This window comes from Arthrobacter sp. Soil736 (genome assembly GCF_001428005.1).
Lineage (GTDB): Bacteria > Actinomycetota > Actinomycetes > Actinomycetales > Micrococcaceae > Arthrobacter.
Genome location: NZ_LMSB01000028.1, coordinates 26,790 through 43,973, shown reverse-complemented (window position 1 = coordinate 43,973; position 17,184 = coordinate 26,790). Strand labels below are relative to the sequence as shown.

Here is a 17,184-nt window from a genome sequence, read left to right as displayed (position 1 = left end):
GGGTCATTGCCGGCGCCGGACTGGACGTCTTCGAGGACGAACCGACGCTGGCACCCGGCCTGGCCCAACTGCCCAACACGGTCCTCCTGCCGCACGTGGGGAGCGCCACCGTGCCCGTCCGCAGCGAAATGGCCCGGCTCAGCGCGCTCAACGCCGTCGCCATCGCCGAAGGCCGCATCCCGCCCCACCCCGTCAACCCGGAGGCGTGGGAAAACCGTTAGCCGCTAGCCGAGCCGCCATACCGAGCCGAGCCGTCCGGCCGCCGGCGGTCCTAGCCGGAGCCCTTGAGGCGTTCCATTTCCCGGCGGTCCTTCTTGGTAGGCCGCCCGGCCCCGCGGTCGCGCTGCGGCAGGCCGAGAGCCGGGGCGACGGGGCGCGGGGGAGTGTGGTCGGTGAAGCAGTGGGAGGCGGCCTCGGCACCCACGCGCTTGGCGATCAGCCGGCGGACCTCAAGGATGCGTTCGTAGCCCGGCTGGCGGACGCGGACGGTGTCACCGGGAACCAGCGATTGCGAGGCCTTGGCCGGGTTTCCGTTGAGGCGAACATGCCCCGCCCGGCAGGCGGCGGTGGCCGCGGAACGCGTCTTGTAGGCGCGGATGGCCCAGAGCCAGGCGTCGACACGGACCGTGGCGGGGGCGGAAGGAAGGCTGCTCATGACTGCAGCCGAGTATAGCCCGCCGCCCTTGCCACGGTCGCCGGGCAAGAACATAGTGGAGTGAACTGCCAGAAGTTCACCTCGAGGAGGCCGGCCATGCCCGACGACGGGAATCAGCACAGTGACATCCTGCAGGGAAAGACTGCTGTGATCTACGGCGCCGGAGGCCCCGTGGGCACCGCTGTTGCCGAGGCATTCGCCGGCGAAGGCGCCAACGTTTTTCTGGCGGGGCGCACGCAGTCCAGGCTGGACAGGGTGGCCCGGAACATCCGTGAGGCAGGCGGCACGGCCGAGACCGCCGTCGTCGATGCCCTGGACGAAACCCAGGTGGACGAGTTCGTCGCCCAGGTGGCCAAGAAGGCCGGACGGATCGACATCTCGTTCAACCTCATTTCCCTCGGCGATATCCAGCAGCCTCTCATGGAGATCTCGCCCGCGGATTTCCTCCAGCCCATTGCCAACGCCGCGCGCACGCACTTCCTCACCACCAGGGCTTCGGCGCGCCACATGATCCGGCAGCGCTCAGGGGTGGTGCTGACGTTCGGCGGTTCCGGGCCGCAGACCCTCGCAGGGCTGGGCGGGTTCAAAGTGGCGCTGGACGCCATGGAGGGCCTGCGCCGGCAATGGGCCCTGGAGCTCGGTAAGCACGGCATCCGCGTGGTCACCATCGTCACAGGCGGGATCACCGAGACCATTCCGTGGCAGATGGAAGGCCGCGAGGAGATCGTGGGCGAGATCATCAGGACCGCTCACCTGAACCGGGCCGCCACCCTGGAGGACGTGGGCAACGTGGCCGCCTTCGCCGCCTCGGACAAGGCCGGGTCCATGACCGACGCCACCTTCAATATCTCCGGCGGCGCGATCGTTGACTACTGACGCGACCGCTGAGCGGGACTAGGCCACCAGGACGGCGGCGGCGCTGTCCATATGCTCGCGGATGGTCTTGCGGGCCAGGGAGGCGTCGCCGGTCTCGATGGCCGCCACGATGTCGTGGTGCCGCTCGACGCTCATGTTCCTGACGCCCTTCTCCAGGCCGGCAAACATGATGGACATCCGGATGGAGCCCTCCAGCGATTCCCAGGAGTGAAGCAGGGTTTCGTTGCCGGTGAGGCGGCACATGGTGCGGTGGAACTCGAGGTCGGATTCGATCCGCTCCTCGAGGCTGCCCTCGGTTGCGGCCGCCATGGCGTCGATGGCGGCGCGCAGCGACGTGATCACCTTCTGGCGGTCCGGGAGTTCGCACAGGGTGAAGGCAGCAAGGGATTCCAGTGCAGCCCGGACGGAGTAGATGTCGCGGATTTCCTTGGCGTCCAGATGGCGAACGGAGAGGCGGCCGCGCGGGCCCGCGGACAGCAGGCCTTCCTGCTCGAGCTGCCGCAGGGCCTCCCGGAGCGTGCCGCGGCTGATCTGGAGCATTTCGGACAGCTCGGTTTCCACGAGGTGCCGGCCGGGCTCAAGCTCGCCGCTGGTGATGGCGGTGCGCAGCGCGGAAAGCGCCTGCTCGCGAAGGCTCTTCTTTTCCAGTCCCAGCAGGGGTGCTGTTGCTCCGGCCATCGTTGTTCCTCAATGTCAGTGGTCAACTGTTTACAGTCGGTGTGTTAACTGTCGATACTACGTCAGAAGCGCGGAACCGGGGCATGCCGGCTCCGCGCTTCCGGCAGACGGTCCGGCTAGCCAAGCTCCGCAAGGACCTTGGCCACAATCCGCTGCACGGACAGGCCGTACCGTTCGTGCAGGGTGGGCAGGGCGCCCGCGTCGAGGAAAGCGTCCGGCAGCGCCACCGGTACCACCCGCTTGCCCAGCCCCGCCGTGACCACTGCCGATGCAACCGTTTCAAACAGGCCGCCCACCACGCTGTGGTTCTCCAGCGTCACGGCGAGGCGGTCGGTGTTCAGCTCCGCTAGCACCGTTTCGGCGTCGAACGGCTTGATGGTGGGGGCATGCACGACGGCGACGTCCACGTTGTGCGCCGCCAGGGCCTTGGCGGCCTGCAGCGCCCGCATGGTCATGAGCCCGCTGGAGACAAACACGACGTCGTTGCCGCCGCGCAGCACCTTGGCCTTGCCCAGTTCGAACGTGTAGCCGTACTCGTCCAGCACCGTGGGTACGTTACCGCGGAGCAGCCGCAGGTACGTCGGCCCGTCGCTGGCTGCCAGCTGGGGCACGGCCTGCTCGATGTCCACCGAATCGCACGGGTCCACGATGGTCAGGTTGGGCATGCCGCGGAAAATCGCCATGTCCTCGGTGGCCTGGTGGCTTGGCCCGTAGCCGGTGGTCAGGCCCGGAAGGCCGCCCACGATGTTCACATTCAGGTTCGGCTCGGCACTGTCCAGGCACAGGAAGTCATAGGCGCGCCGCGCTGCGAACACGGAATAGGTGGACGCGAACGGCACCAGCCCCGTCTCCGCCAAACCCGCCGCGGCGCCGAAGAGGAGCTGCTCGGCCATGCCCATCTGGAAGAAGCGCCCGGGGAAGGCCTGGGCGAAGATGTGCATGTCCGTGTACTTGCCGAGGTCCGCGGTGAGGCCAACAATTTTGTCGTTTTCCTGCGCGGCCTTCACCAGAGCGTGTCCGAACGGTGCGGACGCGGTTTTCTGGCCCGGATCGGCGAAGGACGCGATCATGGCCGAGGTCTTCAGCTTTGGTGCGGTGCCCGTCAAAGCGGTGCCGGTGCTCATCGGCTTGCCTTCCCTTCGTATCCTGCGGTCAGCTGCTCGCGGCAGATCTGCCATTCGTGTTCCTCGATGCGCATGAAGTGCGCCTTCTCGCGGTGCTCGAGCAGCGGCACGCCGCGGCCCACCTTCGTGTCGCACAGGATCACCGAGGGACGCCCGACGGCGGCCGCCTGGGCGGCTGCGTTGTCGAACGCCGCCAGCAGCGCCCCGGCGTCGTTCCCGTCCACCCGCTGGGTGTACCAGCCGAAGGCTTCCCACTTTTCCGTGACGGGTTCGGTGCGGAGCACGGTGTCCGTCTTGCCGTCCGCCTGGAGGGCGTTGATGTCCACCATGGCGGTGAGGTTGCCCAGTTGGTGGTGGTGGGCGCCCATGGCGGCCTCCCACGTGGAGCCCTCGTCCAGTTCTCCGTCGGAGAGGAAGTTGTAGACCCTCGCCGCGGAGCCCTGATGCCGCAGGCCCAGTGCCATGCCGACGGCGATGGTCAGGCCGTGGCCCAGGGAGCCGCCGGAAATCTCCATGCCTGGCGTGTACGTGGACATTCCGGACATCGGGAGCCGTGAATCGTCCGAGCCGTAGGTTTCCAGCTCCTCGACCGGAATGATGCCGGCCTCGGCCAGCGCGGCGTAGTGGCCGATTGCGTAGTGCCCGGTGGAGAGCAGGAACCGGTCGCGCCCTTCCCAGTCGGGGTTGTCCGCCTGGAAGCGGAGCTGGTCGGCATAGACGGCGGCCAGCATGTCCGCCGCTCCGAGGGCCTGGCCGACGTAGCCCTGGCCCTGCACCTCGCCCATGGTGAGGGCGTGGTGCCGGATCCGGTAGGCGGCTGCGCTGATGCGGTCCAAGCGGTCCGCGGCAGTCTCTTCTGTTCTCACAGTCTGGGTTTCCTGAGTCGCAGTCATCAGACAGTCACCGCCTGGGGGGTGTTTTTCGTGGCCTCGTCCGCGAGCTGGCGCTCGCGCTTGCCCCAGGTTTCCCGGGTGGCGACTGCGGCCCAGAGGCCAATGGCTGCGTAGAGGCCGAAGAGCAGTGCCGGGCCCATCCAGCCGAAGCTGACGAACAGCAGGGTGGTGATGAAGGGGGTGAAGCCGGACACCATGGCCGAGATCTGGTAGGCCAGCGAGGCGCCGGACGCGCGGGTCTTTGCCTGGAAGAGCTCAGGGAACCAGGCACCCTGTGCGCCGGCGAGCGAGTTCTGGCAGACGGCGTAGGAGATGGCGATGGTGGCGATGATGAAGATGAACAGGCCGGTGTTGACCAGCAGGAACATCGGGATGGCGAACAGCAGGGCGAAGGCGCAGGACCAGATGTAGAGGGGCCGCCGGCCCACCCTGTCAGTGAGGCGTGCCCAGGCCTGGGTTGCGAAGATGCCAATGGCGGAGGCGATGCACAGTGCTACGAGCGTCTGGGTCTTGTCCGCAAGGTGCTGGCTGTTCAGGTAGGAAATCATGTAGGTGATGGACACGGCGTAGCCGGCGGTCTCGGCGACGCGGAGGCCGATGCCCTTGACGATGCTGCGCCAGTCGGTCCTGATGACCTCGACGATGGGGGACTTCACGATGTCTCCGCTGTCCTTGACCTCATCAAAGACGGGGGACTCGGGCACCTTGGAGCGGATGATCAGGCCGACGACAACGAGCACGATGCTGGCGAGGAAGGGAATGCGCCAGGCGAGTTCGCCGCCGAGGTTCACGCTGACGAGGAACACCAGGTTGGCCAGCAGCAGGCCCACGGGGAAGCCCGCCTGCACGATGCCGGTGTACTTGCCCTTGGCCTTCCAGGGGGCGTGCTCGTAGCTCATCAGGATGGCGCCGCCCCATTCAGCGCCGAAGGCCAGGCCCTGGACGATGCGGACGAACACGAGCAGCGCGGGCGCCAGCAGCCCCACCTGGCTGTAGGTGGGGAGCAGGCCGATCAGGAACGTGGCCACGCCCATGAGGATCAGCGAGGCCACCAGGACGGGCTTGCGGCCGAGCTTGTCGCCCAGGTGGCCGCCGATGATGCCGCCGATGGGGCGTGCCGCAAAGCCGACGCCGAGTGTGGCGAAGGCGGCCAGCGTGCCGGTCACCGGATCACCGGTGGGGAAGAAGGCGGTTCCGAAATACAGTGCAGCCGCGGTGCCGAAACCGATGAAGTCGTAGGTTTCGATGACTGCGCCGACGCCGGAGCCAATGGCGACGCGCCTGGCGTCCTTGGTGCCGTGGACCGGCCCGCGCATGGTCAGAGCTTCTTTGCTCATTGGTGAATCCCTTTCGAATAGCGACTGAGGCTCAACGCTTCAGCACTGTCGACTGTTAACAAATGATATGCCAGTGTGACCTGCATCATGATGTTCTGTCAACAGTCGACTTCAAGGGTTGACTGTTGACAGTTAACTTCCGTAGGGTGGTGTCCATCACCAAGCCCCCGGGCATGACCAGAGGATCAACGAAGATGTTCAACTCCCGACTCGGCTGCTCGTCCATCAGCTTCCGCCACCAGGACCTGAGCACCGCCCTGCGGACCATCAGCGGCCTGGGCTTCGAAGAAATCGACCTGGGCGCCTTGCCCGGCGTCTGCGACCACGTCCCCTATGGCCTGGATGCGGACGCCGTCACGGCCGTCACCGCGGAGGTTGCCGCCTCCGGGCTGCGGGTCCGCTCGGTCAACGGGGACATCGGAGACCTCAATGCAGTGCTCGACGCCGGCCAGCAGGCCGCCCGCGACCTGCACCTTGATGCGCTGCTCACCCTCACCGCGAACACCGGCGCGAAGGCGCTGGTCCTTCCGTGCGGCGCCCTGGGCCACGAACCGGTCCGGAGCGTCGACGGGGACCTGGACGAAATAGCGGCCCAACTGACGCGAGCCGGTCAGCGGGCGGCGGAGTTCGGCGTCGAACTCTGGACCGAGTCACTGCACTTCCTGCGCTTCTGCTGGAACCTGGAACGCGCCGAACTGCTGGCCGGCCGGCTGGGGGGTTCCGGCGTCGGGATCGTGATGGACTTCAGCCACATCGTCGCCGCCGGCGAAGACCCGCGCGAGTACATCGAACGACACCAGGGCCGGATTGCCCATGTGCACCTGCGCGACGCCGTGCCCGGCAACATCAACCTGAGCATCGGAAACGGCCACGCCGACTTTGCCGCCGGACTTCGGTCCCTGGCGGGGCGCGGCTACGCCGGCCATTTCTCGCTCGAGCTGGAGACCCGGGACGTCACCCACGACGAACGCCCGGCCGCCGCGGCCAAAGCAGCCAGTTTCATCACCGACCTCATCTGACCATCGATTGCTCCATAACGGCCGTTTTGGACCGTCAAAACGGCGCTTGTGGAGCAATCGATTCAATCAATAGACACAACAACCACTCCAAGGAGCATCATGACCACCACCATCCAGCGCACCGCCGTCCTCACCGGGGCCACCTCGGACCGGGGCATCGGCATCACCACCGCACGCCGCTACGCCAGCCAGGGCTGGGCCGTGGTGATCCTGGACCTCGACGGCGAGAAGTCCGCGAAGGTCGCAGCGGAAATCGGCAACGAATTCAACGTCCCGGCCTTCGGCTACGAGATCGACGTCGCCAGCGAGGACTCCGTCAACGCCGCCTACAACGCAGTGGCGGCCGAGGTCAGCTCCGGCACACTTCCGGCCGTCGGCGCCCTGGCCAATATCGCCGGCATCACGTCGCCCGTGCCGTTCCTGGAAACCACCCTGGAACTCTGGAACAAAGTCATGGCCGTGAACTCCACCGGCACATACCTGGTCACCAAGGCATTCCTGCCGGGCATGATCGCCAGCGGCTGGGGCCGGATCGTCAACATGTCCTCCGTTTCGGCCCAGCGCGGCGGAGGCGTCTTCGGCAAGGTCCCCTACTCCGCCGCGAAGGCCGCCATCCTCGGCCTCACCAAGGCCCTGGCCCGCGAAATCGGCGCCACCGGCGTGACCGTCAACGCCATCACGCCCGGAGCCGTCGACACCAACATCCGGGTGGGCAGCACCGAGGAACAGGAAGCCGCAATCAACGCCGGGATTCCCCTGGGCCGGAACGCCACCACCGAAGAGATCGCGGCCGTCATCACCTTCCTTTCCTCGGAGGAATCCGCCTACCTCACCGGAACCACCATCGACATCAACGGCGGCAGCCACATCCACTAGCAACACCTGCCCGCCCAGCTGAGAGGACCGCCATGACCAGAATCTTCAACGACCCCGCCGACTTCGCCGAGGAAGCGCTCGCCGGCTTCTGTGACCTCCACTCCGGGCTGGTGCGCCAGGTCCCGGGCGGCGCAGTACGGCGGCACCGGCCCGTCGGGCCGAAGGTGGCCGTCCTGGCCGGCGGCGGTTCGGGGCACTACCCGGCGTTCGCCGGCCTCATCGGCACCGGTCTTGCCGACGGCGCCGTGGTGGGCAACATCTTCACCTCCCCGTCCGCCCAGCAGGCTTACTCGGTGGCGAAGGCCGCGGACTCCGGAGCCGGCGTCGTGTTCACCTACGGCAACTACGCCGGTGACGTCCTGAACTTCGGCATGGCCAGCGAACGGCTCGCCGCCGAAGGCATTCCGGCGGAGAACGTCCTGGTCACGGACGACATCGCCAGCGCGCCGCCGTCGGAGTCGGACAGGCGCCGCGGCATTGCCGGCGATTTCACCGTCTTCAAAATCATGGGCGCCGCCGCCGAAGCGGGAGCCGGGCTGGCCGACGTCGTCCGGCTCGGCCGCAAGGCCAACAGCCGCACGCGCACCATCGGCAGCGCCTTCGCCGGCTGCACTTTCCCGGTGCCGACGCTCCGCTCTTTGCCCTCAAGGACAAGCAGATGGGGCTCGGCCTGGGAATTCACGGCGAGCCGGGACTGTTCGACACCGCCCTGCCGCCCGCGAGGGAGCTCGGCCAGGAGTTCGTTTCGCGCCTGCTGGCGGAGACGCCGCCTGATGCCGGGAACCGCCTTGCGGTGATTCTCAACGGCCTGGGGTCCACCAAGCACGAGGAACTGTTTGTGCTCTGGCTGACGGTGGCGCCGCTGCTGCGCGCCGCCGGCTACACCCTGGTGATGCCGGAAGTCGGTGAGCTGGTCACCAGCCTGGACATGTCCGGCGTCTCCCTCACCATCACGTGGCTGGACGATGAACTGGAGCCGCTCTGGACGTCACCCGCGGAGACCCCCGCCTACCGGCGCGGGACTGCGGCTATGCAGTCCGGCGTGGCCCTCGTGGAAGAAGATTTCGACGGCGGCGCAACCGTTGCGTACCAGGAGGCGACGGCCGATTCCCGCGCGTTCGCCGCGGACTGCGTGGCGGCGCTCGAATCGGCACGGGAAGCCCTGCATGAGGCCGAAGCGCTGCTCGGCGACATGGATGCCGTGGCCGGCGACGGCGATCACGGGCGGGGAATGGTCCGCGGAATCGACGCCGCCTGCGCGGCGGCGTCGGAGGCGATGGCAGGTGGCGCGGGTGCCGGCGCTGTCCTCAGCGCCGCCGGCGATGCCTGGGCGGACAGGGCCGGCGGGACCTCCGGCGTGCTGTGGGGCGCAGGGCTCAGGGCGTTCGGTGAATCCCTCGGGAATGACCAGGTGCCCGGACCCGCCGAGTTCGGCGCCGCGGTGACGGCATTCTCGGACCGGATCACCGGCCTGGGCAAGGCTGAAATCGGCGACAAGACCATGGTTGACGCGCTCCTGCCGTTCGCCGGGACATTCACCCGGATGGTGTCGGAACGCGGCAACCCCTCACTGGCGTGGACGGAGGCCGCCCGCGCAGCCACGTCCGCCGCCGAAGCCACGGCGTCACTCCGGCCGCTCAAGGGACGGGCACGGCCGCTGGCCGACAAGAGCGTGGGCACTGCCGACCCCGGCGCGACATCCCTGGCGATGATCTTCACCGTGATGGGGCCGCATCTCACCGCCGTGCACCAAACGGCGGCTGCCGTGTCATGATTCGGGGCGAAGGCTGCCGAGATCCCCGGGGCTACTCCACCGTTACCCGCACGCGCTGCACCACGTTGTTCCCCATGCCCTGATAGTTCCAGTGCTGTTCCAGGGGCTGGACGGCGCCGGTGGCGTCGGTCGCCCGGCAGGCAAGCTCGTGATGGCCCGGATCCGCCACCCAGGGCAGGCTCCAGCCGCGCCACGCGAAGGAGCCGGCAGGCTTGTCCAGGTGGGCGTGAACCCACTTGCCGTCGATGCCGACCTCCACGCCTGTCACCGCGCCCTCGCCGGACCACGCACGGCCGCGCAGCATGACCGGGCCGCGGGGGAGGAAGCGGCGCCGCGTGAAGAAGTCCGGAATTCCCGGGGGAACCATCAGCGACCGCACCCTGATCCGCGATACCGGCGTGCCCGCGTCGTTCGCGTTGTGCTGGTAGCGGTACGCGACCGCCTGCTGGAAGCCGTGGAACGGGGCCGTCACAACCTTGATCGACTGCAGCCATTTGACGCTCGCCATCCCGTACCAGCCGGGAACCACCAGTCGCAGCGGGTAGCCGTGCTGGGGCGGCAGCTCGCTGCCGTTCATCTTGTAGGCAAGCACGACGTCGGGCCGCAGCGCCTCCGCGATCGGCAGGCTCCGCGCGTACTGCTGGCGGACACCGCCCTGGATCCCTTCATCCACCCCGGTGAAGACCACCTCGACGGCTTCGGGTTCGACGCGGGCCTGCGCCAGCAGGTAGGCCAGCGGGACACCCGTCCATACGGCTGTGCCCACGCCCTCGAGCACCCATGGCTGGCTGAGCGGCCGCGGCTTGAGGAGGGAGCGCCCGTTGCCGGCGCACTCAAGCGTCACCGGAATGCTGATGGCCGGGTCCTTCTTGAGCGCGGCCAGGCTCAGTTCCATTGCCATCTCCACGGCGCCGCCGATCCGCAGGTGCCAAGATCCGTCCGTGATCTGCGGGATGTCGAAGTGCGTCAGCACATAGTGCATACCGGGCGGCGTCACGTCCTCGCGGAGGGCCTCCAGCGGCATCGAATGGTTCCGCGCGGAGAGCTGCAGTTCGTCCTGGGTGAGCGGCCCGTACGTGGGTTCCCCTGAATGCGGCCTGGGCCGGGCGGTCTGACGGCGACGGTAAATCAGCTTTGTCATGGCGTTGCGATTCTGCTCAGTGCTGCTGACGGGCATGCTCCCTCTTAGGTTTACGCCGCCCCCTCAGGGCCGTCAACATCCATGCCCAACAGCCCGTCCGTCCGTGAGCCAGCTACAGCTGCGGCAGCTTCACAAACTCCTCGAGGCCGATCGGGTCCTGCCCCGTCAGCCCGCGCACGTCCGACGTCGGGCTGGCCAGTTCACCGCCGGAGATCGCCGTGTACGTGCTGACCCAGGCCTTCACCAGCCAGGCGGGAGCCCCGTACGACGCCCTGGAGGAGTACGCCTCCTCCAGGGTTTCGTCGTGGTACGTGACGGTTCGGCCGGTGGCCCGGGTGAGCACCTCGGCCGCACGTGCCAGCGAAATGTCCTCCGGGCCCGTGAGGTTGTAGGTGAACCCGGCATGCACGGCAGGATCCCCGAGCACCGCCACCGCGCTCCGGGCGATGTCCGCCGCGGCGGCGGCGTCCACGAACGCGTAGTGCTGCTGCAGCCGGTCCTAGGCTTCGCGCGTGGCAGGAGATTTTGTCTGGGCAGGATCCCGCTCGGCGAGCGAGCCGATGGCGTCGTCGATCTTCTTCAGGACCTCCGGTTCCAGCCTGACGCCGGCGGCCGCCGCGCTGTCCGCGATCTGCTCGGGGCGGGAGGCGCCGATGATGGCGGAGGCCACGTTCGGGTTCTGCAGCACCCAGGCGACGGCAAGCTGCGGCATGGTGAGTCCGGCTTCCTCGGCGATGGGCCTGAGCTGCTGCACCCCTGTGAGGACGTCATCGCGCAACCAGCGCTGGATCATCTTGGCGCCGCCCTTGTCATCCGTGGCGCGGCTCCCTTCGGGCAGCGGCTGGCCGGGAAGGTATTTGCCGCTCAGCACGCCCTGCGCCATGGGGGACCAGACGATCTGGGAGATGCCCAGTTCTTCGGACGCGGGAACAACCTCCTCCTCGATGATCCGCCACAGCATGGAGTACTGGGGCTGGTTGGAGATCAACTGGAACCCCAGTTCCTTCGCCAGCGCGTGGCCGTTCCGGAGCTGTTCCGCGGTCCACTCGCTGACCCCGATGTACAGTGCCTTGCCCTGCCGCACGATGTCCGCGAACGCCTGCATGGTCTCTTCGAGCGGCGTTTCAAAGTCGTAGCGGTGCGCCTGGTACAGGTCCACGTAGTCGGTCTGCAGCCGAGTCAGGGAGCCGTCGATGGATTCCATGATGTGCTTGCGCGAGAGCCCGAGGTCGTTCTTGCCCTTGGGGCCGGTGGGCCCGAATACCTTCGTGAAAATCTCCAAGGACTGGCGGCGTTCGCCCTTCAGCGCTTCGCCGAGGACCGTCTCGGCGGCGGTGTTGGCGTACACGTCAGCTGTGTCAAAGGTGCTGATGCCGGCGTCGAGCGCTGCCCGCACGCACTGGGTGGCGACGTCGTTCTCCACCTGGGAGCCGTGCGTCAGCCAGTTGCCGAACGTGATTTCCGAGATCTTGAAGCCGCTGTTTCCGAGGTATCTGAATTCCATGGGTTTCACGCTAGCGGAGATGGTTGCTCAGGGTAAGGGATGCGCGCGGGTCATCTGCCTGCCGCGCCGATCAGCCTCCGTGCCTGAACTCCGGGACGGTTGCCGCGTCAGGAGCGGACGCGGACGTCCTCGTGCTGCGCCAGCGAGACCATGGACCCGGTGTCCAGGACGGCCATGTGCCCGGCCGCGGCGGGCTTCCGGGACGGGCGCGGAGGCTGGGCGGACAGGGCAAGCGCGGAACGCACCGGCGCTCCCTTGGTTCCCGCTTCGCTCGGCGCGTGGGCCTCGTTATGCGGGGCCTCGTTGTGCGGGGCCTCGTTGTGCGGTGCCTCTTTGTGCGAGGCCGCTCTCTGCAGGGACTCCGTGTGCAGCGCCCCCGTGTTCAGCGCCGACTCCACCAGCGGCGCAACCTTCACCACGCCGTCCGCAGCCACGCCCAGCCCGGGCCGGTCCGGGCCGGCGATCCTGATCTCCGGGGCAGCCGCCCTGGCGCGCGCCACCGCGCGGGCATCGGCTGCGGCGACCGCGGCTGCCCAGTCCTTTGCCAGGACGTGCGGCACCGGCCGTGCAGCTGTCAGCAGAGGGTGATGGACGACGGCGGTGCGGAGCGCCTCTTTGAGCCCGGCGCGGCTCAGGAGCTTCTTCCAGTCGCGCGGAGGTCGCGGTTCCCGCGCGGGACGGGGGGTCTGCGGCTTTTTTGCGGGGCGTTCCTGGCGGACTTCGGGGGCCTCAGCGGGTGCAGCTCCGGCGGACGATTGCGTGCCTACGGGAAGCCGCACGACCTCGATGGTGTCGTTCCCGGGGAAGCGGCCAAACAGGGCCATCACGATCAGCGCAGTCAGGCGTCCCACTCCGGCGATCACCAGCGTCACCATGAAAAGGATGAACATGCCGATGAACATGACGAAAGCCACACCAACGGTGCCGAAAAAGGTCAGGTTAAGTGCGATCGTTGTCGGATCTTCCACTTCGCCCTCCTCATACAGCCTGCGGCCACCGCGGCCCGCCGCATCGCAGCGGACAATAGCCCCTAACCACCATACGGACTATTTACTGCCGACATGCCCTCATGACAAGTCCCGCCGGGGGTTGTTTCGAAGCTGTTATCGGATGCGTCCCCGGGCGGGCGCCTATAGTCGGAAACAACAAGCGAACTCGATACTTTTCAGGGATGCCAATGACCCAGCCCCAACCTTTCACCGGTAACTGCCCGTGCCTCTCCGGTGAGCAGTATGCCGACTGCTGCGGCCGGTTCCACAGCGGACTGGCGGAGGCGGCAACGGCCGAGCAGCTGATGCGTTCCCGCTACAGCGCCTTTGTGCTCCTCGACGCCCGCTACCTGCTGAAAACCTGGCATCCGGACACGCGTCCCACCGAGCTGGAGCTTGATCCGGGACTCGAATGGCGCCGCCTGGACATCGTGTCCACAGGGAGGGGCGGGCCGCTCGACACCGAGGGAAAGGTGGAGTTCAAGGCGCACTTCCGTCAGGGCGGGGAACGCGGGGTCCACCACGAAACCAGCCGTTTCCTGAGGGTGGACCGCCGCTGGTACTACCTCGACGCCGTCGTCCTTCATCAGACGTAGCGGCCCGCTACCGCTCCTCATAGTCCGCCGTGGGTGTGAACCCGGCGCGGTCCACCTTGCGGTGGAAGTGCATGCCGGCGAGGCCGCCGAGGACGGCGCCCACGAGCGCCACCGCTGCGACCACGACGGCGGCGATGATGCCGGTGGTGGTGAGCTGGCCCTCGTTGACGGGAATGCGCGGGAAGCTGTTCAGCTGGGCCAGGATGTTGAACCGCTCGCCGGCGACCAGCCCCAGTACCGCAACCACCACTGCGGCGATCAGTGCCCAGATCCACACCATGATTCCCTGCTTGGCCCCGTTGAAGCGGGCCATCCGTCCGGCCACGTAGCCGCCGCTGTAGTAGGAGACGAACAGGATGACGAGCAGCACGATGATGCCCACGATTCCGACCGTCTGGTCCGATGCCGCCTGGCCGACTGCCGCGTTGACATCGGTGTTCGTGGCGAGGCTGACGGCCGTTCCCGCTGCCACGAACAGGGCCGTCAGCAGCACGGCCATCCCGGTGGCGGCCAGCCAGCCGAAGAATGCCGAGCCCACCTTGACCCCGCCGAAAGCCTCCTTTTCGCGGGCAACGGCGATCTCCCGCGTCGCGAGGCCGGGATCCGTGTGGGCGGCGTGGGCGGTGCGGGTCTCCGGTGCGTACTCCCGCTCCGCGGATGGTTCCCTGAGATCCGTGTTCCGCGTGTCCAGCGTCCTGGTGTCCGTGTCCGCTGCTGCACCGCCCGTCACCGTACTGCCGGTGCCTGTGCTGCGGGCCTGCGTGGCGTCAAAGACCGGCGTGGCCTCGGTGCCGGGTTCTGAGGGGCCGGATTCTGAGGGGCTAGGTTCGGATGGGCCGGGTTCGGCAGCGCGATGTTCACCGGCGGCGCGGCGGGGGCGTCTGTCCTCGGAGCCTGTTGGGTTGCTCATCGAACGTCTCACTTTCATTGAACGGACCAGGCTCATGGTCTAAGCCGGGCAACGCAATGCCGGGGCCACCGCGATGGCCTCACTTCTAGCTAACTCCGATCAATGCCCTATAGGAAGGAAGCTTAGTATTTGGGTTTCGCGCCGTCCCCGCCTCCCGGAGGCCGGTTCCAGTCCGCGATTACCGGTACGTGCGGTGCAGATCCTCCTTCTCCGTCGCCCGGGGAGACGCGTCGGCGATCCACGGCCCGGTGCCCTCGGACTGGTCGAGAACCCCCGCCTCAAGCCACTCGTAGTCGCCGGCGAGGACCTTCCGCGAAAGTTGGCGGTCGCCGTCGTCGGTGTTCCTCCACAGCTGCTCGAAGTATTCGTCCACGCGCACGCGCGCCTGTTCGCAGAAGGCCTCCGCGAGCTCGAAGGCGGTAGCCCCGCGCTCCGGCGCCGTGCGGAGCAGCATCTCCGCCCGCGAGCAGGACGCCGCCATCGCGAAGAGCTCGGCGCCGATGTCCACGATCCGTCCCAGAAAAGCCTGCTTGTGCTCGAGGCCGGCCTGCCAGCGGCCCATGCCGTAGAACGTCTGCCGGGCCAGCCGCCGCGAGGACCGCTCCACGAAGCGCAGCTGCTTGGCCAGCCGGCCGAACTCGCTGTAGGAACGCGGGTCCATGCCTGCCCCGGCCAAGAGTTTCGGCAGCCACTTCGCGTAGAAGCCGGAGGCCCCGACGGCGGCCCGCGCCTTGTCTGACAGGCTCGCTTCCGCCGAGGCCAGGTCCCCTGCGGCCGCAAGGTGGGCGTCCACGGCCTCTCGGGCAATCAGCAGCTTCATGATCTCCGAGGAGCCCTCGAAGATCCTGTTGATGCGGAGGTCGCGCAGCTGTTGCTCCGCGGGGACGCCCCGTTCGCCGCGGGCCTCCAGCGAATCGGCCGTCTCGAAACCGCGCCCGCCCCGGATCTGCACCAGTTCGTCGGCGATCCGGTAGCTGATCTCGGTGGACCACAGTTTGGCCAGCGCGGCCTCGATCCGGATGTCCTTCTGCCCGGCGTCCGCCATTTCCGCGCAGAGCTCGAACACCGCATCCAGGGCGAAGGCCGTGGCGGCAATGAACGCGATCTTCTTGCCCACGGCCTCGTGCCTGCCCACCGGCCGGCCCCACTGGGTGCGCGCGTTGGACCATTCGCGGGCAATCTTCAGGCTCCAGCGGCCCGTGGCGACGCAGAGTGCCGGGAGGGACAGCCGACCCGTGTTGAGTGTTGTGAGGGCGATCTTCAGCCCCTGGCCCTCGCGGCCCAGCCGGTTGGCCGCCGGAACCCTGACCTGGTGGAACCGGGTAACGCCGTTCTCGATTCCCCGCAGGCCCATGAAGGCGTTGCGGTTTTCCACGGTGATGCCGGGGGAGTCCATCTCCACCACGAAGGCGGTGATCCCGCCCTGGTGGACGGTGCCGTCGGCGTCGGTGTGGCGCGGCACCACGGCCATCACCACCACCAGCTCGGCGATCACGCCGTTTGTCGTCCACAGCTTGACGCCGTCCAGGACGTACGCTTCGCCGTCGTCCGTGGGAACAGCGGTGCTGCCCATCCGCGCGGGGTCGCTGCCGACGTCCGGCTCGGTGAGCAGGAACGCGGTGATGGCCCCCGCGGCGCAGCGCGGCAGGTATTCCTGCCTCTGCTCCGGGGTGCCGAATACCTTGACGGGTTCCGGGACGCCGATGGACTGGTGCGCCGAGAGCAGCGCGCCGAGGCTGGGGTGAACGGAGCCAAGCAGCGCGAGCGCCCGGCCGTAGTAGACCAGCGAAAGGCCCAGGCCGCCGTACTCCAGCGGGATCTTCATACCGAACACGCCGAGGTCGGCGAGGCCCCTGAGATATTCGTCCGGGATCTTGGCGTCACGCTCGATCACCCGCCCGGACATGGTTCGGCAGAATTCCGTGAGCCGCTCCATAAAGGCCTCGCCGCGTTCCACGTCTTCCGCCTTGGCCGCTGGCCACGGGTGGATGAGGCCCAGGTCGAAGCTGCCGAGGTACAGGCCCTTGGCGAAGCTGGGCCTGCCCCATTCGGTCTCGCGCGCCGCTTCGGCGATGGCGCGGGCGTCCTCCGCGGAGGCGCCGGCACCGATCTTCTCGGCGGCAACCGGCGTTTCGGATGCGGGGCCGTCGATGGGCGGGATGGTGCTGGAACCCTTGGCCTGCGCCTCGGTGGGATCCTCGGTGGCCTGACTCTCAGTGGCGGAGCTCACGGGGCATCTCCTCTAACCGGATGACCGGCTCAAGCCCTGGGTCCGCCGCGGGTGGAGGACCCTTCAGCTGTCCCTCAATGCTACTCGCGGGTAAGTACCGGTGCTAGGGGATGGCTGGCCCTGAAAATCGCCGGGAAGCTCGACAGTGGAGGCATGGTGCACCAGCCTGTCCCACGAATCGTTGATGCCGTGGACCAGGCCGACCAGCGTGCCCGCCACGATCAGCCAGGCCAGGCGTCCCACGCCCACCAGGACCAGTGCGGCGAAGGCCGCCGCCGCCACGAACAGGACGAGCACCAAGGCAAAAACCAGGGTTCCGATGAACACCAAGGTGGCCGTCTCCACTGCACTTAGGTCGAACTCCATGCTTCCCCCTGCGCCTTTGCTGCGGTTGGATCAGTAGCACGAGCGTAAGGCCTGCCATGAGCCCGGGCCACCGTCCGTGTGGCGAGTTGGAGCCGTTGATACGGGATCGAAACCATACTGCTCCGTAGGTAACGGCTTTGTCTCAGCAGCCTCACCAGTCACACCCGTAACGTTGCTTCCCGGTCAACACGGGGCGACTCCGGGCCGGGGGTCGGA

Annotated in this window: 17 protein-coding genes and 1 pseudogene; 6 read left to right on the top strand and 12 right to left on the bottom strand. The window is 67.7% G+C overall.

Features of this window, described 5'->3' with window-relative positions; all coding sequences use genetic code 11:
- A partial coding sequence (locus ASG92_RS15900) for an NAD(P)-dependent oxidoreductase (protein ID WP_277309475.1) occupies nt 1-221 on the top strand: 221 nt, incomplete at its 5' end.
- Nucleotides 222-271: 50 nt separating this feature from the next.
- Here ASG92_RS15900 and ASG92_RS15895 read toward each other — a convergent pair.
- On the bottom strand, nt 272-655 hold the full coding sequence (locus tag ASG92_RS15895) for an RNA-binding S4 domain-containing protein (RefSeq protein ID WP_056630227.1): 384 nt from the start codon (nt 653-655) through the stop codon (nt 272-274).
- 96 nt (nt 656-751) lie between these two features.
- Here ASG92_RS15895 and ASG92_RS15890 point away from each other — a divergent pair, with 96 nt between their 5' ends.
- Complete coding sequence (locus ASG92_RS15890) at nt 752-1,531, top strand: SDR family oxidoreductase (RefSeq protein WP_056630208.1); 780 nt, start codon at nt 752-754, stop codon at nt 1,529-1,531.
- An 18-nt stretch (nt 1,532-1,549) separates the two neighbouring features.
- Here ASG92_RS15890 and ASG92_RS15885 read toward each other — a convergent pair whose 3' ends face one another.
- The 4 genes from ASG92_RS15885 to ASG92_RS15870 all read right to left on the bottom strand — a co-directional run bounded on the left by ASG92_RS15885 (nt 1,550) and on the right by ASG92_RS15870 (nt 5,563).
- Nucleotides 1,550-2,209: a GntR family transcriptional regulator gene (locus tag ASG92_RS15885; RefSeq protein WP_056630205.1), complete on the bottom strand. Its 660-nt coding sequence runs from the start codon at nt 2,207-2,209 to the stop codon at nt 1,550-1,552.
- A 116-nt stretch (nt 2,210-2,325) separates the two neighbouring features.
- Entirely contained in the window at nt 2,326-3,333 is a 1,008-nt protein-coding gene (locus ASG92_RS15880) for a transketolase C-terminal domain-containing protein (protein WP_056630201.1), read from the bottom strand.
- Nucleotides 3,330-4,226 (bottom strand): transketolase, encoded by an 897-nt coding sequence (locus ASG92_RS15875; protein ID WP_056630199.1) that lies wholly within the window; start codon nt 4,224-4,226, stop codon nt 3,330-3,332. Before ASG92_RS15875 ends, ASG92_RS15880 begins: the two co-directional genes overlap by 4 nt.
- A complete protein-coding gene (locus ASG92_RS15870) occupies nt 4,226-5,563 on the bottom strand; it encodes an MFS transporter (RefSeq protein ID WP_056630194.1) in 1,338 nt (445 codons plus the stop codon). The genes ASG92_RS15875 and ASG92_RS15870 overlap by 1 nt, the downstream gene beginning before the upstream one ends.
- Before the next feature lie 194 nt (nt 5,564-5,757).
- Between ASG92_RS15870 and ASG92_RS15865 the strand changes: the two genes are divergently transcribed.
- The 3 genes and pseudogenes from ASG92_RS15865 to ASG92_RS15855 all read left to right on the top strand — a co-directional run bounded on the left by ASG92_RS15865 (nt 5,758) and on the right by ASG92_RS15855 (nt 9,232).
- On the top strand, nt 5,758-6,582 hold the full coding sequence (locus ASG92_RS15865; protein WP_056630192.1) for a sugar phosphate isomerase/epimerase: 825 nt from the start codon (nt 5,758-5,760) through the stop codon (nt 6,580-6,582).
- Between the two features lie 99 nt (nt 6,583-6,681).
- Nucleotides 6,682-7,458, top strand: coding sequence for an SDR family NAD(P)-dependent oxidoreductase (locus tag ASG92_RS15860; RefSeq protein WP_056630190.1), 777 nt, complete (start codon nt 6,682-6,684; stop codon nt 7,456-7,458).
- Nucleotides 7,459-7,490: 32 nt separating this feature from the next.
- Nucleotides 7,491-9,232: pseudogene (locus ASG92_RS15855) on the top strand (dihydroxyacetone kinase family protein).
- 31 nt (nt 9,233-9,263) lie between these two features.
- On the opposite strand, the gene ASG92_RS15850 reads toward ASG92_RS15855, so the two are convergent.
- From ASG92_RS15850 to ASG92_RS15835, 4 genes are all read right to left on the bottom strand, one after another.
- On the bottom strand, nt 9,264-10,373 hold the full coding sequence (locus tag ASG92_RS15850; protein ID WP_056630226.1) for a sulfite oxidase: 1,110 nt from the start codon (nt 10,371-10,373) through the stop codon (nt 9,264-9,266).
- Between the two features lie 112 nt (nt 10,374-10,485).
- The gene (locus tag ASG92_RS15845; RefSeq protein ID WP_346762996.1) at nt 10,486-10,845 is read right to left on the bottom strand and encodes a hypothetical protein; all 360 of its coding nucleotides are present in this window, start codon (nt 10,843-10,845) and stop codon (nt 10,486-10,488) included.
- A 27-nt stretch (nt 10,846-10,872) separates the two neighbouring features.
- Nucleotides 10,873-11,877 carry an aldo/keto reductase family protein gene (locus ASG92_RS15840; protein WP_056630189.1) on the bottom strand — a complete coding sequence of 335 codons (1,005 nt, stop codon included), beginning with the start codon at nt 11,875-11,877 and terminating at the stop codon, nt 10,873-10,875.
- A 107-nt stretch (nt 11,878-11,984) separates the two neighbouring features.
- Entirely contained in the window at nt 11,985-12,845 is an 861-nt protein-coding gene (locus tag ASG92_RS15835; protein WP_056630188.1) for a hypothetical protein, read from the bottom strand.
- A gap of 209 nt (nt 12,846-13,054) precedes the next feature.
- Here ASG92_RS15835 and ASG92_RS15830 point away from each other — a divergent pair, with 209 nt between their 5' ends.
- Nucleotides 13,055-13,462: a YchJ family protein gene (locus ASG92_RS15830; RefSeq protein WP_056630187.1), complete on the top strand. Its 408-nt coding sequence runs from the start codon at nt 13,055-13,057 to the stop codon at nt 13,460-13,462.
- 7 nt (nt 13,463-13,469) lie between these two features.
- Here the strand turns inward: ASG92_RS15830 and ASG92_RS15825 are convergent, their stop codons facing one another.
- From ASG92_RS15825 to ASG92_RS15815, 3 genes are all read right to left on the bottom strand, one after another.
- Entirely contained in the window at nt 13,470-14,372 is a 903-nt protein-coding gene (locus tag ASG92_RS15825) for a hypothetical protein (RefSeq protein ID WP_056630185.1), read from the bottom strand.
- A 178-nt stretch (nt 14,373-14,550) separates the two neighbouring features.
- Complete coding sequence (locus ASG92_RS15820; RefSeq protein ID WP_056630225.1) at nt 14,551-16,524, bottom strand: acyl-CoA dehydrogenase family protein; 1,974 nt, start codon at nt 16,522-16,524, stop codon at nt 14,551-14,553.
- Between the two features lie 141 nt (nt 16,525-16,665).
- Complete coding sequence (locus ASG92_RS15815; RefSeq protein WP_056630183.1) at nt 16,666-16,968, bottom strand: hypothetical protein; 303 nt, start codon at nt 16,966-16,968, stop codon at nt 16,666-16,668.
- Nucleotides 16,969-17,184: the final 216 nt, after the last annotated feature.